Source organism: Winogradskyella sp., from assembly GCF_045105575.1.
Lineage (GTDB): Bacteria > Bacteroidota > Bacteroidia > Flavobacteriales > Flavobacteriaceae > Winogradskyella.
Genome location: NZ_JBGCDQ010000060.1, coordinates 1 through 17076, shown reverse-complemented (window position 1 = coordinate 17076; position 17076 = coordinate 1). Strand labels below are relative to the sequence as shown.

Genomic DNA, 17076 nt, shown 5'->3' with positions numbered 1-17076 from the left:
TGTACAAATTTAGTAATACCATTGAATGGGGCAACAAACGTTTCAATCGCAACAGATTTAAGCTGGACAGCCATTGCTAATGCAGATGGTTACTTTGTTTCTGTAGGCACAACGTCTGGCGGAACAGATATTTTAGATAATTTTGATGCAGGTAATTCTACGACGTTGAATTTACCAGTCGATTTGCTTGGGAATACCGAAGTTTATGTCTCTATTATTCCATATAATACAGTAGGAAGTGCCATAGGTTGCACAGAAGAAAGCTTTACCACAGAAATCGATTTGCAAAGTTTGGGTTGTCCGACCTTAACTATGCCTTTGGCTGGAGCTACTAACGTCTCTGTGTCAACCAACTTTTCTTGGAATCCTGTGCCTAATGCCAATGGCTACGTTATAAGTATTGGTACAAATGTCGTTTTATTAGATGCGGCTGATGTTGGTAATACTACAACTTATGACATGCCTTTTAATTTACCTGAGAATACCGAAATCATTGTTTCAATTTCACCATACATTAATGTGAATGAATTATTTGGTTGTGATTCTGAATGGTTTACTACTGGTGCTGCACCGACAATTCCAGATTGTACAACATTAGCATTTCCTTTAAACAACGCAACAAACGTTTTAACCACTGCCAATATGACTTGGAATGCCGTAACTGATGCAGAAGGGTATAGGCTAACGGTTGGAACATCTTCAGGTGGAACAGATATTCTCGATAATTTTGATGTTGGTAATGCTACAACCTTTGACTTTCCTGCAGATCTGCCTTCAAATACTTCCATATTTGTGTCTATTGTTCCTTATAACACGGCTGGTGCAGCTTTAGACTGTACCGAAGAAAGTTTTACAACAGAAAATACTGATCTCATTCCTATCTGTACACGATTGATTTCACCATTAGATTTAGATACTGATGTGTCTGTTGCAACCGATTTAACTTGGGTATCCGAACCCAATGCCACAGGATATAGACTAAGTATTGGAACTACAAGTGGAGGTTTGGATATTTTGAATAACTTCGATGTTGGTAATACAACCACTTACAATTTACTTTCAGATTTACCAGAAGACACCATTATCTATGTAAACATTGTTCCTTACAATGAAAATGGCGAACCATCAGGTTGTTTAGAAGAACGTTTTACAACGCAAATAGTTCCTTTAGTTCCTAATTGTACGTTTTTAACATCACCTGTAAATGAAAGCGTTAATGTGTCTATAGCAACCGATTTGAGCTGGATGCCTATAGATAATGCAGAAGGCTATGTATTAACCGTTGGTACATCATTAAACGGCTTCGATATTTTAGATCTGTTTGATGTTGGAAATACCACAACTTTTGATTTACCAGAAGATTTGCCTTCAAACTCAGAAATATTTGTAAGTATTATACCCTATAACAATGCAGGAGATGCACTTGATTGCAATATTGAAAGCTTTCTAACAGAAGATGAAAGTCTATTCCCTGAAACAGATGACACCAAATATGGTTTTTCACCAGATGGAGATGGTATCAACGAATTTTGGGACATTGTTGGCATAGAAAACTTCCCTGATAACGAAGTAAGTATTTACAATCGTTGGGGAGATTTGGTATTTACGATTAAAGGTTATGATAACAACTCTAATGTTTTTAGAGGAGATGCTAATAAGAAAACAAATCTGGGAGCTGGTAAATTACCATCGGGAACTTACTTTTTCGACATTCAGATTAATGGCAACCATAATTTAAAGAAAACGAAAGGATACGTCATTATAAAGCGATAATAACATGAGATTTATTTTAAACTACAAAGCACTCATATTATGCGCATTACTTTATGTGTGGTCGAGTGATACATTAAAAGCGCAACAATCGGCTTCGTTTCCAGAATATAACTTTAATCCGTTTATTATTAATCCGGCTTTTGCAGGTTTATTAGAACAGGCTGAATTGACGGTTGCTTACACTGGAGTGAACGCGATTGAGGGTGGTCCAAGAAATTTTAATTTTAGTGGTCATACACCTTTAGCAGATGGAAAAATGGGCATTGGTGGAGGTATTATACGAGATGAAATTGGCGTCACCAGTTCTACAAATGCCTTTATGGCGTATTCGTATAAAATTTTCTTCGACTTTAAAGAGGACCGACCGTATTGGCAAAATTACCAACCAGGATCTTTATCTTTTGGTATAACCGCAGGAGTTTTGCAGTTTCAGGATAATTTGCTCGATCTTGGTATTTCTGATGACATCCGCTTTAGCGAAAATATAAATACCACGATTCCTACTGTTGGAGCTGGCTTCTTGTTTAATCATTCTAGATTTTACGTTGGTGTGTCTGCGCCCAATATTATAGGAACGTTATTAGCAACGGAAGAAGCTATAAATATTGAATTTCCAGTCTATGCTTATATGGGTTATCGCTTTTATAATAACCGTTTTAAAAATTTAATTCTAAAGCCAAGTGTACTTCTTAGGCATGAAAATGGCGCACCTTTGCTGATTGATCTTAATACGTCTATAAGTTTTAAAAACAGCTATGAACTTGGTGCTGGTTATCGGTCTAACGGTTCATTTAATTTTCTAGCAGGCTTGTACTTTGCAAAATCTTTTCGTTTTATTTATCATTTTAATTCTATAACTAATAATTCACCTATGGGAAGCACGCATGGTTTGGTGTTAAGTTATCGATTTGATGAAGGTTATAGTAACTAATACAACCTTTTTTAACAAAGGTTTATCAGTCCTAAACAATTGCAAATACATTAAAAAGTTTAATTTAAGGGTAACTATAAGTTTAAGATATGATACGCTTTTGTTTTTTTGCTGTTTGTACCACTTTTATGCTATTTTCTTGTAAATCGGCTGATTTAAACCCAAGCCCTGAGCAAGAGCTGCTGCTTAAAAATGCCATAGAGAAGTCAAATTTTAGAATTGAATCTGATGTGGCTTACCCACAAGTATCCAATGCATTTCAGCAAGTTGCAAATTCTGGTTTATTACAACCAGGAAGCACAGCCAATGCGATTTCTTTGATTGGTAATACTAATTTTTTAGAGATTTCGGGTGATAGTATCAAATCATTTTTACCTTATTTTGGAGAGCGTCAAATGATGGTAAATCTTAATGACAGCGGCATTGAATTTAATGGTCTCATGACGGATTATACTGTTGATAAAGACAAAAAAGGGAATCATACCATCACCTTTTTTACAAGAAGTCATTCCGAAGGATTTAAAGTTGATATAACATTATATGCAAATGCTCATACACGGATGTTAGTTTCGGGTAATGGCAGATTTCCTATTTCTTATGCAGGACGATTAGTCTCACAAGAATAAAGACGCACCACATCATAACTTTATTTTGTTTAATGTTTTGTTAATTAGTCTAAACAAAAAATAACTTGTGTTATTTTTGATAAGAATTAACAAACCATAAAAATCTTATTATGAAAACGATTAAAACATTAAGTATTTTAGCATTAGGGAGTATTCTATTCTTTTCTTGTGGAGAGAAAAAGAAAGACGCTTCTGAAACAGTAGATACCGAAGAGGTTATTGAAAGCGCAGAAGTTGAAGAAGTGCCAGAAGTAGTAGTACCGAATATTGTAGGTGTCGCTTCAGGAAACGAGAACTTCTCTACCTTAGTAGCAGCAGTTAGCACAGCAGGTTTAGCAGAAACATTGAGTAGTGAAGGTCCTTTTACGGTATTTGCACCAACAAATGATGCATTTGCTAAGTTACCAGCAGGAACGGTTGATACCTTATTGAAACCAGAAAATAAAGAACAATTAACAGGTGTTTTAACGTACCATGTTGTTGCCGGAAACTTTGGAGCAGCTGCAGTAATTGAAGCTATCAACAATAATGATGGTAAATTTACTGTCTCTACAGTACAAGGTGGTGACATTGAATTAAGCCTTAAAGACGGAAACGTTATGTTAAAAGACGCTAACGGAGGCATGTCTACAGTAGTTATTGCTGATGTAGCGGCATCTAATGGTGTTATACACGCTATTGATTCTGTAGTGATGCCTAAATAATATAAGGTTCATTACTATTCAGAATTCCATTAAAACCATCGTAATTTATTATGATGGTTTTTTTGTGCTTTACGAATACAAAATCAAGAAGACTCCCATCATAATTCCAGCTAAAGGCACTAGTTTTTTACGTTTGTTTTTTTCTTTAAAAACTAAGCCACCAACTACAACAGCAATAAGAATCTGACTTCGTTTAATAGCTGAAAGCAACATAATTAAAGCATCAGGATCTTGTAAAGCTTTAAAATAAAAATAATCAGCAGCGACTAGCAATACACCAACGGCAATGATTGTCCAACGAAATGTAAATGCTTCGTGTTTGGCTTTAAACGGAAACCAAGTAATTGACAGAATAACCAATAAAATTAAAACGGTGTACCAGCAAAACCAGAATTGTAAGGTTTGAGGGTTTAGTTCTAATTTTTGAATTAAAAACTTATCGTACAATCCGCTTGATGCTCCTAAGAATGTCGCACCAATAATGGCAAAAATCCATTTATTGCGTTTAAAGTTGATGCCTTCTTTTTTGCCAATTCTAGAATAGAGTATAACGGAACCAATAATTAAAAAAAAACCAATCCACTGTAAAAAATTAGGACGCTCTTGGTAAATTAAAATCGCACCAATAAAAGTAAAAAACGGACCTGCAGAGCGTATTGGTGTTACAATCGTAATCGGTAAATGTTTTAAAGCTTGATACGCCAAGACCCAAGATGATGCCATTATTGCTGATTTTATGGCAATAAAACCATGCACTTGCCATGAAATATCAGTAATATAAAACCCAGTAGTTTTCATGTCATCTTCAAAAAAGACTGAACCCATATAAACAGGTAATAACAACAAAAATCCAGAAGAAATGGTACCTAATAAAACAGGGAATACCTCGTTACCTTGTACGGCATGTTTTTTACATAAGTTGTGTAAACCTAAAAATAAAGCCGCTAAAAGTCCAAGGTACATCCACATAATGCGCGCGAAGATATTAGAATTATAATATTAGGCTTGTAAATAATAAAAGAATTAGTGCTATTGAAACGTATGTCGCTGTTCGGCAGTAGCAGAAGCATTCAATAATTGATGGAATACTTTTATCACATCAAAGTTCTGAGTAATGGCACCAGAAGCTGCTATACCAGAAATACCTGTTTCTAAAATCGCTTTAACATCGGTAGTTGTAATACCACCTGCACCAAGTATTGGAGTTTCTGTATGTAAAGCATCAATAATTGCAGCATAACCGTCTAAGCCTAAAACCGTAGGTAAATTGTCTTTAGTTTCTGTAAATCGAAAAGGCCCTAAACTGATATAATCAACATTTTTAGTGATTAACGTTTCGCAATCTTCTAAGGTATGCGCTGTACCACCAATCATTTGCCATGTATATAATTCTTTTCTAGCAAGAGTAGGGCAGGGATCTGTTGTTCCTAAATGGACACCATCCGCTTTAATAGCTTTTGCTATCTTATAAAAGTCATTAATGATTAATCTGGTTTGATAATGCGCTGTAATTTCTCTGGCTTCTGTCGCCATTTTCAAAGTCTTTTTTTCTGAAAGGCCTTTTAATCGTAGTTGTACTAATTCGGCACCAGACGTGCAGGCTTTCTGAATATTTTGAAGATGTTCCTTAGGTGAATTTCCTTGTGAGATGTAATGTAATTTGGGTATCATCATAGTGATATTTCTTAAGCTTAAATCAATTAGGTGGTTACTGCATATTGCTTCAAAAGGTCGAGTGCTACAAATTCTAAAGCCAACTCATGTGTGGCATTTAAATTAACTAAAGGTGCCACATTTGCTTTTTCGGCTTCTTTCCAGCGCGAAACGCATAAGCACCATTTATCACCTGGTTTTAATCCTGGGAAATTCCATTGTGGTACAGGAGTGATTAAGTTATTTCCTCTTGACAATGAATACTCCAAGAATGCTTTGGTAACAACAGCACAAACCACGTGTGTGCCAAAATCATCTGGTGTGGTATTGCAAAATCCATCACGCAAATAGCCTGTCATTGGGTCGCAAGAACAGTTTTCTAAGGGTTTGCCTAAGACGTTTAACGTTGGTTTCGCGTTTTTCATTTTAAATATCATTAAGGTGGGCAAAGGTAAGCTTTATGCATGTATTTCTATGCCATAGCTAAGCGAGATGCATTTAATTTTAACAGATAAGTTTGATACCTTTTGTTCTAATACTATTTAATTTCGACTTTAAGAGTGTATTCGTTTTTCTATTACCTGTCTAAATATTATCTTGTTAATTATTCGATTTTAATTATTTTAAAACTCAAAATAATGAACGACCAGACAAGCATAGAAACGCAAAGCATAAATCACATATTAAAAGGATTGAAATGAATTTAGATCAGACTGAAAAGGATAACATTATAAAACGTCAATTACGATTTCAAGACTTATTAATAAGTATATCTACCACTTATATAAATGCAGATTTATCGGATGTGGATCAACTTATAAAAGATTCTCTTCAACAGATGGGTGAGTTTGTAGGAGCAGACCGAAGTTATGTGTTTTCTTATGATTTTGTAAATAATACAACCTCTAATACTTATGAATGGTGTGCAAAAGATATAGATCCTGAGATTGATAATTTACAGAATGTTCCTGTGGATTATATTCCACAATGGTTAGAGGCTCATAGAAGTGGAAAAGCCTTTTATGTAGAAGATGTTAGTCTTTTGCCAGATGATGGCGAACATGGCTTACGTGCGGTTTTAGAGCCTCAAGGTATTAAAAGCCTTATTGCCATTCCTAAAATTAAAAATAATGAATTAATTGGTTTTATTGGTTTTGATGCCGTAAAAAAAATTAATAAGTATGCTAATAATGAACAAGATATTCTCTTTGTTTTTGCAAATATGCTTGTAAATGTTATTCAAAGAAAAGAGAATGAAGAACTTATTAAATCGCAAAATCAGAAAAAAGAAGAACTGTTAATAGATTTATCACGTCAAAACGAACAATTAAATGAATATGCACATGTGGTATCTCATGATTTAAAAGCACCACTTATAAACATTCATACGTTGGTAAGTTGGTTTATGGAAGACCAAAAATCAACATTAGGCGAAAGTGATTTAAAACCCTTAAACCTCGCTTTATTTAATGTTGAAAAAATGGATAATTTAATCAAAGGTATTTTAGATTATTCAACGGTAAATCGTTTAGAGACCGAAGATCATAACATAGATTTTAATATTTTGATTGATGAAGTGATACAGACACTCTTAGTTCCGGATAATATTTCCATAACTATACACGAGCGTTTACCTAGTTTAAGAGGTAACGCTTGGCGCTTTAAGCAGGTTTTTCAAAATTTAATTCAAAATGCTATAACATATTCTGATAAAGAAGAAGGCTTGATTGAAATAGGCTGTGCTGAAAAATCAGACCATTTTGAGTTTTTTATTAAAGACAATGGTGTTGGCATTAAATCAGACTATTTTGATCGCATCTTTAAAGTCTTTACCAAGTTAGAAAGTACGAGTTCATCGTCGGGAATAGGCCTTTCTATTGTTAAAAAAATCATTAATTATTATAAAGGATCTATTTGGTTAGAAAGTGAGGAAAGTATTGGGACTACGTTTTATTTTACGATTCCAAAGTCATAGATCTCACTTTTAAAAACTTGTTTACCTTTTATAATATTAGTTACCTGTTATTTGAACAAGCCTATGAGATACAATTCAACTGAAAGAATTGGAGTTAATGCAACTGAAAGAATTTTCATTAGAGATTTTGATTGGATATTTAGAGAACAGCCAATTGTAGACGTTGGAATTGATGCACTAATTGAGCAATCTGAAAATGGAAATCCAACTGGAAAATTTATAGCACTTCAAATTAAGTCTGGTAAAGGGAATTTTTCTGTTTCAAGTAATAAACTAACTTATTATATTTCAAATATCCATTACAATTATTGGTTGAATTTTGACATACCAATTCTATTAATCGCACATATTCCTGAAACTAACAAAACTTATTGGATAGAAATTACAGACAGAAATATTAAGCCGACTAAAAAACAATGGAAAATAGAAATTCCTTTAAAGAACAAGCTAGAATCAAAGGCTAAACCTTTAATAACAAAATTACTCACAAAGTTAAATACGGAATATCAATCTATTAAAATCTTTAATGGAGAAAACGTTGACGAAGAAACTATCTATGATATTGCAGAAAAATCAGAGTGTATTAGCGATTCAAATGAATCAACTATTAAAACTGCTGAAATATTAACCGAATTAAGTGCAAAAACGGACGAATCAAATGCCAAATTCACTCACTTTAATGAAATTGGAAAATCATATAAATCGCCACAAGTTAAAGCGTCAATAAATACTTTTGCAAAACAAATAAATATTTTTGCTAAAAGACTAGAGAATGAAAATCAAATTTTTGCAGAAACCTTTGCAGAAGGAATTTTTGCATTTGAACAAGGAATAATGATTCATTATTTACTTTCTCAAAATGAGAAATTTGCAAAAAACTCGATTAAAAGTGTAGAAGGAATTCCCAGTGCATTAGATAAAACTATAGATGCAGTATTATTTATGAGAACAAGTTTTGCAAAAATACCATTTTTGAATAATAATCTAAAAGAAGCTCAAAATACTATGTTGACAGTAATTGACTCAATTCTAAACGACTATAAAGATGCCAAAACAATAACTCTGAATTTAATTAAATCAACGGAATTAATGATAAAAAACAACAGGTAACACCTTATATAATGACAAACCAATTCCTAGAAGAAGCCAAACGCGAACTCATAAATGGACATTCCAAAAAACGACACCCTTTTCGTTATTTCGTATTAGCTACAAATAGTAATGCCAAACCAACGCAGCGCACAGTGGTTTTAAGAAAAACATTGCCAGATTTAAGCTTAGTGTTTTATACCGACAGTCGCACACAGAAACTCATAGACCTTAAAAATAATAGTGCGTTTAGTGCCTTGTTTTACCATCCTAAAAAATTAATGCAACTACGGATTGAAGGCCAAACCGAACTCATCACAGATACAGACCAAATTGCAACCTATTGGCATACCGTACAAGAAGCGTCTAAAAATGATTACACAACACAGTTGCCACCTGGTACACCAATCCAAAATCCCGATGATGTCAATTACCAATCAGATGACAACTATTTTTGTCCTGTAAAACTAGTACCAACACGCATAGAATACTTGCGTTTAAAACGACCTAATCATTTAAGAATACTATTTACCAAAAATGATATGGACTGGTTGAGTGAGTTTTTGGTGCCTTAATATAAACCAAGTACTAATATTTTATTAAAATCTTGCATGCACAAGTGTAATGCTTAATTTTGAATTTCAGTTCTTTTGCCAATGATTCAATATCTGAAACAGCAAAGTCATCATATAATTAGCATCCTAAATGTTAAAACTAAATCAACTCAAATCCTATTTCGTATGGCTGCTCCTTGTAACCTTTTGTAGTTTTACAAGCGTAGCTTTATCTCAAAATATTGATAATGTCAAGGATTTTTTTACGTTTTATCCTAACAAGAAAGCAGCCGAACGCGATTCTACTATCTATCGTCAAAAATTTATTGCGGCACCTGTTGTGAGCTATTCACCAGAAACCAGTTTTGCTTTTGGTACAGGAGCCAAATATCTATTTAAATTTAATGGTAGTGGTGACGAAACAAGGGTTTCTAATTTACCAGTTTCTTTAAGGTATACACTCAATAATCATTTCTTTCTTTTTTCTGGTTTCGAAATATTCACAAATCAAGAACAATGGAAAATAGAAGGAAATTTATTATTTCAGAATTATCCAAGATTATTTTACGGTTTTGGTAGAGATGCTTCAAAAAGTGCAGAAGAACAGTACGATTATTACCAATTTTTGTTAGAGCCTATCTTTTTAAAACAGATGTTTCACAAGTTCTTGTTTGTAGGTGCTGGCTTTAGATACAATCGTATTTACAATACTAAAATAAATCCAAATGGAACCATTGCACTTAATAGACCCGACGGTTTCGACGGTTCTACATCAGTAGGAGCAGAAGTAGCTGTGCTTTTTGATAGTAGAAATAATGTACTTAATGCGCAAGATGGTTGGTATTTAGAGTTTACGCATGGTAAATATGATGACATACTTGGTGGGACCAACCAATTTAATTTAACACGTTTTGATTTAAGAGGCTATATTGATACATCGGATAAAAACGATGATATTTTAGCATTTCAACTGTTTGGACAATTTTCAAGAGGTAATTTGCCTTTTTCTGAATATGCCTTTTTTGGTGGTAGTGATATCATGCGTGGCTATCAAGAAGGCCGTTTTGTAGATCGCGATCTTCTAGCAACGCAGTTAGAGTATAGAAAGAATTTTAAAAACTCAAGATGGGGTTTTGTGGGTTTTGTGGGAACAGGCGATGTGTATCGGAATGTTAACGACTTTCAATTTAAAAATCTAAAACCAAATGGAGGTGCAGGCGCGCGTTTTTCTATTGATAAAAAAGAAAATCTAAATCTTAGGTTTGATGTAGGTTTTGGTAAAGGTACTAATGGGTTTTATTTGGGTATTGCTGAGGCATTCTAAAAAACTTATAAAGCTTTTCAATTTTACAGCGTTATTAATCATTACATTTGAAATTGGTTAACCAATTTAGTTATAACACTTTTAATGTCGCTTAAAATGAAAAACGCGGTTCTTGTAATTTGGTGCTTGTTTACATTAAAGCTTAGTGCACAATTGGTGAACACCAATGCCGAACTTCAAAATGCTATTTCAAACGCTCAAGCAGGAACTGTGATAGAATTAGCAGACGGTGTTTGGAACAATGTATTACTCTCAATAAATGCAACTGCTACAGAATCTCAGCCTTGCATTATAAAAGCTCAAAATCCAGGAAACGTTTTTTTTGAAGGGCGTTCGCATATCAGTTTGGGTGGTACGTATGTTATTTTTGAAGGAGTTATTTTTCAAAATGCATCCGGACTCATTACAACTAATAACCGCATTGAGCCGATTATTGAATTTAGAGATACCAGCAATAATGATTGTGTTAATTGTACTGTTAGAAATATAAAAGTAGATGCTTACAATGGAACATCAGCACAAGAAGAAGCTATTTTTAAATGGGTTATTATTTATGGCGAATATAATGAAGTAAGCTATTCGTCTTTCATCGGAAAAAATGGAGTAGGTAGTGTCATTAACGATAATCATAATAATTCTACACCAGATTATTCCAAAATTCACCATAACTATTTTGCAGATCGCGTTCCTGTAAATAATGATGTTACAGGCTTAAACGATCAAGACGCGATAAGAATAGGAGTAAGTAGCACGTCGCTGTCTGATTCATTTACTGAAGTCTATGATAATCTATTTAATAATTGGGCTGGTGAGGTTGAAATCATTTCTAACAAATCTGGGAGCAATAGCTATTACAACAATACCTTTAGAGATTACCAAGGCACTTTAACGTTAAGACATGGCAATAACACCCAAGTTTATGGAAACTATTTCTTTGGAAATACGAATGCATTTTCGGGAGGTATTAGAATTATTGGTGAAGATCATAAAGTCTATAATAATTATTTTGAAGGCTTGAGATATCGCAAACCTAATGGCTCTGGTTCTAATACCACAGGAGCTTTAAATGTAATGAATGGCCTAGAAAATTCACCATTAAGTGGCTATTATCAAGTGAAAAATGTGCAAATTGTAAATAACACATTGGTTAACTGTGATCTCGGTATTAGAATCGGTACAAGTTTAAGCGGAGCCACATTAGCACCAGAAAATCTCACCATTGCTAATAACATTATTTTAGACTCAGACATTAATGCTTTTCAAATCATTACTCCTGCTATAGGTGCATCGAGCAACGAAGGTAATATCACTCAAAGCGGAAGTTGGGATTTAAATAATGGTGTTAATGGTAACCAAACCGTAACCTCTGGTTTATTAACCAGTGGAAGTGAATTTTACAGACTTACAGCATCAAGTGCAGCGATTGACGCAGGTGTGGGTACATATCCATTTTTAACTTCTGATATTCTTCATGGCAATAGAGACCTCAATTTTGATGCTGGAGCAGAGGAATTCGGCTCAGGAGGTACTGTTGGGCCTTATGATGTAGCAGATGTTGGTGTAGCGCTTGGTTTTGGAGCTCTAAATACATTAGCAATAAATGATCTTGATATTGAAAAAAATACCATAAAATCATACCCAGTTCCTAGTCATGGTGAACTGAGGATTTCAAACAATAATGCCATCATAGGACGTATTGAAATATACAACAGTCAGGGAAAACTTATCCTAGCTAAATACATAGACCGCAGCAATGGCAAAATTGACATTCGTCACTACGCTTCAGGCATCTACATTTTAAAAACACGTACAACAAGTATCCGTTTTATCGTTGATTAAGTGTTTTAACTTCACATGAATTAAAAAATGAAGTAATTTGATTTAAATAGTTGCTATTCAATTATATATAATTTATATTTTGAAAATTTATTTTTTTAAAGTTTTAAATAAGCGTAAAATAGAATTAGATTAAAGATGCTACTTCTATTTTTAGAAAAATTTAATGGACTAGAGAATAATGGCGTTATGATGACGTTAGGTTTAGAACTATACGTTAAAACACATTAGAGGTCAGTAAATAGTTACTTGTGGGAATAGGTAATTTGTCGGGTTGAGCGCAGTCGAAACCTACAATAAGGACAGCAATAGTTCTCGACTGCGTTCGAACGGACAATTGACAATAATTCAAATACAACGTCATCAATTAATTAGGGTTAATTTTTAGTGTGTATTTAACTACTGAACTCTGCAAACGTTTATTATCGCTACAACACTTTACTAAAAACATATGAAGATCAAACTGCTTTTATTTTTATCCTTAAGTCTATGCCTTTTCGGACATACACAAAATACTAACAATCAATTAAATAAGGCATCAGACATAATTATTACAGGTACGGTTGTAGATAAAAGCGATGGTACACCATTGCCATATGCCTATCTAAAAGTAGATAATACGCGTTTAGGTACGGTTACAGAAGGTGATGGAAAATTCCGTATAACCATTCCCGAAATATACAATACCAATACCATTACCATTAGCTATTTAGGCTTTAAAAGTTTGGTTTTAACGGTTAAGGAGTTTAAAGCACAAAACAAAAGTCAGTTTTTAATGCAGTCAGAAGCGACATCGCTAGATGAAGTTGTTGTAGCATCAAAAGAAAAGTTACCAAAAGCCAAAAGTCTTTTACGAAAGGTCATTAAACAAATTCCTGTTAATTATGCCGATTCAACTACGATGATTTCTGGCTATTATAGAGAAACGCTAAAAGAAAATGGCAACTACATGAAGTTTTCAGATGCCGTTTGCAACTATTATGAGTTACCTTATAACAACGAGAAATACAAATGGAGAGATTACCAATACCCTTTCGATTTTTCCTTAGGTTTTGGTGCGTTTAGTTTCGATTCTAATTCATTGCATCGTACTCATTTTCATCATAGAACCTTAAAAAAAGAGCAGGTTAACATTATCGATTCAAGGTCTAGCAGCAATTTGAGTAAGCGTAATTTTAATTCTAATATCGAAGGTGGACCTCTAGGCCTTTTTGGAAGAAATAGGGTGAAATATCAAGAAAGTTTTTTAGGAAAAAAAGCTAAGCGCGATTTTGCCTATACCATTTCTGAAGAGTTAGATGCCACTTCGGGTGAATGGTTATACGTATTAAGTTTTCATACCAAAACAACTAAAGAAGAATTGGCTAAACTTAAACCTGGTGCAAGAAATAAACAATGGAAATTAGCCAACAAACGTAAATTATTAAAAGGTAAAATATATATTAATCCAGAAGATTTAGCCATAGTACGCTACGAGTGCGAAGTGCCAAATGATCTTAAACAGTATTTCTGCGCCTACAACTTTAATGAAATTAAACATTTCGATTATAAGTTAGACGTTAGATTTAAGAAAAAAGGGGAGACGTACTACATCAATACGATGAGGCACGAAGATGAATTTATCTTCAAAGATAGTATTAGCCAAGAAACGACCTATTATTCGGCCATATCCGAATTTAATACGACTGGTATTAATGATCTGCAGGTAAAAAAAATCCCAAAAGAAGACCAATTTGCGAATGTGATGTCTAATCAATTATATGAATTGGCACTAGATTATGATGATACGTATTGGAAAAACTACACCGCAGAAAACCCAATTGCCAGGATTGATGCTGAGATTAGAGCTGATATGGAAGTTAATAAAACGCTCGAAATTCAATTTAGAGACAAGCATATCCGTAATGATTCCTTGCCAGAACCTATGGCGAAAATTAAACCTTCTCATTTTAAAATTCATGGAGAAACCTATACCGACAATTATGCTTGGCTAAAAGATACCAAAGCACCAAAGAATAATCCCGCGATTATGGATTATTTGCGAGCAGAAAATAAGTATACAGAAAATTATAATATTCCACTGAAAAAATCACAGCGTGGCATTTACAAACAATTGATTCAGAATATAGAATTGAATAGCACCTCATTGCCAATTAAAGAAAATGGCTATTTGTATTACAGTAAATATAACGAAGATGATGAACATCCTATCTATTACCGAAAAGCCATTGCCGAAAATGCGGAAGAAGAAACCTTACTCGATGTTAATGTTATGGCAGCAGAAAAAGTTTATTACACTGCAAGTGTTGGCATAGCAAGCCCAAACAATCAGTTGCTTCCTGTTTTTGAAAACACAACAGGCAAAGATGATTATACCTTAAAACTTAAAGATTTAAAGACCCAAACATTTTTAAACGATTCAATTACCCGAATTGGTGGTATGGTTTGGTTAGATGATACCTCTTTTTTATATTCTAATATCGAAAAAGAAACCTTTCGATCTTCAAAAATAATGCGTCATATTTTAGGCACAGATTCTAAAACAGATGCTGTAATTTACGAAGAAAAAGACCCTAGCTTTAGTGTTAGTATTTCAAAATCTAAATCTAAAGATTACATTTTCTTAAGTTCTGGTAGCAGTACGTCTTCTGAAATTTCGTTTTTAAAAACAGATGATTTAGAAGGTAATTTTGAAGTCATTCTACCACGCGAAAAAAATCATTTGTACGGAGTGTTGCATTTTAAAGACCAATTCTATATGATGTCTAACAAAGACGCACTCAATTATAAAATCTTAACCATTGATACGGCCGAGGTTTCAAAAGGCAATTGGAAAGAAGTCGTACCACATCAACCAGGAGTATTGCTTGAAGGTTTTGTAATGTTTGATAATTATTTAGTGATTCAAGAAAAAGAGAAGGCACAATCGCAACTTAAAATTACCAATCTCACTACTCAGAAAAGTCATTATATAAAATTTAAGGAAGATTATTATAATATAAGTATTGGTTACAATCCAGATACAGCAACAGATAGTTTACAATTGAGCTACAGTTCTTTTGAAACATTACCAAGCACGCTTAACTACCATATGGAGACCAAAAAGAAACGCTTGGTAAAACAATATGGTAAAAAACCACTGTACAGTTACCAACGCTATTTGGTGCAACGCAAATGGGTAACAGCCAAAGATGGTAAACAAATTCCGCTGACCTTAATTAGCGATAAATGGCGTGCAAAAGATAAATGGCGCACCAAAAGAAAAGGCAATGGTTTTAAAGTTTATTTAACCTCTTATGGTGCGTATGGCTCAGGACAAGGATTAGCCAGAGGAGCAACGGTTCAGCATTTAGTGAATATGGGTTATGTCTATGCCATTGCGCATGTTAGAGGTGGTGATGATATGGGAAAAGAATGGTACGAAGACGGAAAGCTATTCAATAAAAAGAATACCTTTTCAGATTTTATAGCCTGTGCAGAGTATTTAATTGCCGAAAATTATGCCAAAGAAGGCAGCATTGTAGCCTCAGGCGGAAGTGCTGGTGGTTTATTAATGGGTGCTGTGGTTAATGAACGACCAGAGTTGTTTGAAACCGTAATTTTAGATGTGCCTTTTGTAGATGTGATTAATACCATGTTAGACGAAAAATTACCACTTACTACTAGCGAATTTGAAGAATGGGGAAATCCTAAAGACAAGGACTATTACAACTACATTAAATCTTACAGTCCTTATGATAATGTAACATCGCAAGACTATCCAAATTTATTGTTTTCTACAGGCATTAATGATACAAGAGTAGGCTATTGGGAACCTGCTAAAATGGTGGCTAAACTGAGAGCAAATAAAACGGATGATAACGTCCTGTTATTAAAAACGAGTCTCTCTAATGGTCATGGTGGTGGTTCAGGACGTTTTGCTGGCTATAAAGAAAGTGCGTTTCAATTGGCTTTGATTTATGAGTTGAATCGCTTACGCTTTATTACAGAATAGTGGTATTTTATTGGAGTGATGGAGTATAAATTTATGAAATATAAAGACTAGCTATATATAAACCATCGAGCGTACCAATAGCTATCGGCAGACAGCGGACATATACACTATTCAAATGAAAGCATCCGCTGGATGGTTTTATTTGGATACACAAATATTTATAAAGTTGCTTTGAACTGTTAGTTTCAATCCCACAATTAGCTCAACATAATTATTGACGATATATAACAGCTATGCAGTCATATATCAATAATTATGTGGAATATCGCCCAAAAGCGCTATTACGCTAATTGTTATAAATGTCCTATAATGTACTTGCGTTATGTAAAGATGGGCTTTGGTTAAAAGCGCATGTTAAATAATACTTTTCTTTATTTTTTTCTTCTAATGTTTCTCTATTCAGTTAATGGAACACTCTTTTTCAAAAGGGCAGAGTAGTGGCGAAAATGTGTGTGGAATGGAAACTAAAATATATCTTCTATTTAATATATCATAAGATGCTTTTTTTATCATTATTTTAGAAGCTAAATTAGCGGTATTATTAAAATTAACTTTCTATAATAATTTGAAGACCACTTTAGGCATCATATTACTACTACTTTTTCAAAATAGTCTTT

13 protein-coding genes are annotated in these 17076 nt (G+C 33.8%); 10 read left to right on the top strand and 3 right to left on the bottom strand.

Annotated features, from left to right (window positions below; genetic code table 11):
* The 4 genes from AB8B52_RS13515 to AB8B52_RS13500 all read left to right on the top strand — a co-directional run.
* Positions 1 to 1773: gliding motility-associated C-terminal domain-containing protein (locus AB8B52_RS13515; protein ID WP_406029000.1), on the top strand; the 1773-nt coding region annotated here is incomplete at its 5' end.
* Positions 1774 to 1777: 4 nt separating this feature from the next.
* On the top strand, positions 1778 to 2704 hold the full coding sequence (locus AB8B52_RS13510) for a PorP/SprF family type IX secretion system membrane protein (protein WP_406028998.1): 927 nt from the start codon (positions 1778 to 1780) through the stop codon (positions 2702 to 2704).
* Positions 2705 to 2793: 89 nt separating this feature from the next.
* Positions 2794 to 3330: a DUF4251 domain-containing protein gene (locus AB8B52_RS13505; protein ID WP_406028996.1), complete on the top strand. Its 537-nt coding sequence runs from the start codon at positions 2794 to 2796 to the stop codon at positions 3328 to 3330.
* Positions 3331 to 3440: 110 nt separating this feature from the next.
* Positions 3441 to 4034 carry a fasciclin domain-containing protein gene (locus tag AB8B52_RS13500; protein ID WP_406028994.1) on the top strand — a complete coding sequence of 198 codons (594 nt, stop codon included), beginning with the start codon at positions 3441 to 3443 and terminating at the stop codon, positions 4032 to 4034.
* Positions 4035 to 4103: 69 nt separating this feature from the next.
* Here the strand turns inward: AB8B52_RS13500 and AB8B52_RS13495 are convergent, their stop codons facing one another.
* Genes AB8B52_RS13495 through AB8B52_RS13485 form a run of 3 tightly spaced genes read right to left on the bottom strand, consistent with a single transcriptional unit; the run spans position 4104 to position 6112 of the window.
* A complete protein-coding gene (locus AB8B52_RS13495) occupies positions 4104 to 5003 on the bottom strand; it encodes an EamA family transporter (protein ID WP_406028992.1) in 900 nt (299 codons plus the stop codon).
* A gap of 60 nt (positions 5004 to 5063) precedes the next feature.
* Positions 5064 to 5708 (bottom strand): thiamine phosphate synthase, encoded by a 645-nt coding sequence (locus AB8B52_RS13490; protein WP_406028990.1) that lies wholly within the window; start codon positions 5706 to 5708, stop codon positions 5064 to 5066.
* A 26-nt stretch (positions 5709 to 5734) separates the two neighbouring features.
* A complete protein-coding gene (locus AB8B52_RS13485; protein WP_406028988.1) occupies positions 5735 to 6112 on the bottom strand; it encodes a DUF2237 family protein in 378 nt (125 codons plus the stop codon).
* Positions 6113 to 6384: 272 nt separating this feature from the next.
* Here AB8B52_RS13485 and AB8B52_RS13480 point away from each other — a divergent pair, with 272 nt between their 5' ends.
* The 6 genes from AB8B52_RS13480 to AB8B52_RS13455 all read left to right on the top strand — a co-directional run bounded on the left by AB8B52_RS13480 (position 6385) and on the right by AB8B52_RS13455 (position 16459).
* Entirely contained in the window at positions 6385 to 7662 is a 1278-nt protein-coding gene (locus AB8B52_RS13480) for an ATP-binding protein (RefSeq protein WP_406028986.1), read from the top strand.
* Between the two features lie 63 nt (positions 7663 to 7725).
* Entirely contained in the window at positions 7726 to 8772 is a 1047-nt protein-coding gene (locus AB8B52_RS13475) for a DUF4365 domain-containing protein (RefSeq protein WP_406028984.1), read from the top strand.
* Between the two features lie 11 nt (positions 8773 to 8783).
* Positions 8784 to 9326, top strand: coding sequence for a pyridoxamine 5'-phosphate oxidase family protein (locus AB8B52_RS13470; RefSeq protein ID WP_406028982.1), 543 nt, complete (start codon positions 8784 to 8786; stop codon positions 9324 to 9326).
* A gap of 130 nt (positions 9327 to 9456) precedes the next feature.
* The gene (locus AB8B52_RS13465) at positions 9457 to 10629 is read left to right on the top strand and encodes a BamA/TamA family outer membrane protein (RefSeq protein ID WP_406028980.1); all 1173 of its coding nucleotides are present in this window, start codon (positions 9457 to 9459) and stop codon (positions 10627 to 10629) included.
* Positions 10630 to 10725: 96 nt separating this feature from the next.
* Positions 10726 to 12468 (top strand): chondroitinase-B domain-containing protein, encoded by a 1743-nt coding sequence (locus tag AB8B52_RS13460; protein ID WP_406028978.1) that lies wholly within the window; start codon positions 10726 to 10728, stop codon positions 12466 to 12468.
* A 448-nt stretch (positions 12469 to 12916) separates the two neighbouring features.
* Positions 12917 to 16459 carry a prolyl oligopeptidase family serine peptidase gene (locus AB8B52_RS13455; protein WP_406028976.1) on the top strand — a complete coding sequence of 1181 codons (3543 nt, stop codon included), beginning with the start codon at positions 12917 to 12919 and terminating at the stop codon, positions 16457 to 16459.
* Positions 16460 to 17076: the final 617 nt, after the last annotated feature.

Coding starts and splice junctions, on each gene's coding strand:
- AB8B52_RS13510 (WP_406028998.1), top strand. CDS start 1,778: ATGAGATTTATTTTAAACTACAAAGCACTCATATTATGCGCATTACTT.
- AB8B52_RS13505 (WP_406028996.1), top strand. CDS start 2,794: ATGATACGCTTTTGTTTTTTTGCTGTTTGTACCACTTTTATGCTATTT.
- AB8B52_RS13500 (WP_406028994.1), top strand. CDS start 3,441: ATGAAAACGATTAAAACATTAAGTATTTTAGCATTAGGGAGTATTCTA.
- AB8B52_RS13495 (WP_406028992.1), bottom strand. CDS start 5,003: ATGTGGATGTACCTTGGACTTTTAGCGGCTTTATTTTTAGGTTTACAC.
- AB8B52_RS13490 (WP_406028990.1), bottom strand. CDS start 5,708: ATGATGATACCCAAATTACATTACATCTCACAAGGAAATTCACCTAAG.
- AB8B52_RS13485 (WP_406028988.1), bottom strand. CDS start 6,112: ATGAAAAACGCGAAACCAACGTTAAACGTCTTAGGCAAACCCTTAGAA.
- AB8B52_RS13480 (WP_406028986.1), top strand. CDS start 6,385: ATGAATTTAGATCAGACTGAAAAGGATAACATTATAAAACGTCAATTA.
- AB8B52_RS13475 (WP_406028984.1), top strand. CDS start 7,726: ATGAGATACAATTCAACTGAAAGAATTGGAGTTAATGCAACTGAAAGA.
- AB8B52_RS13470 (WP_406028982.1), top strand. CDS start 8,784: ATGACAAACCAATTCCTAGAAGAAGCCAAACGCGAACTCATAAATGGA.
- AB8B52_RS13465 (WP_406028980.1), top strand. CDS start 9,457: ATGTTAAAACTAAATCAACTCAAATCCTATTTCGTATGGCTGCTCCTT.
- AB8B52_RS13460 (WP_406028978.1), top strand. CDS start 10,726: ATGAAAAACGCGGTTCTTGTAATTTGGTGCTTGTTTACATTAAAGCTT.
- AB8B52_RS13455 (WP_406028976.1), top strand. CDS start 12,917: ATGAAGATCAAACTGCTTTTATTTTTATCCTTAAGTCTATGCCTTTTC.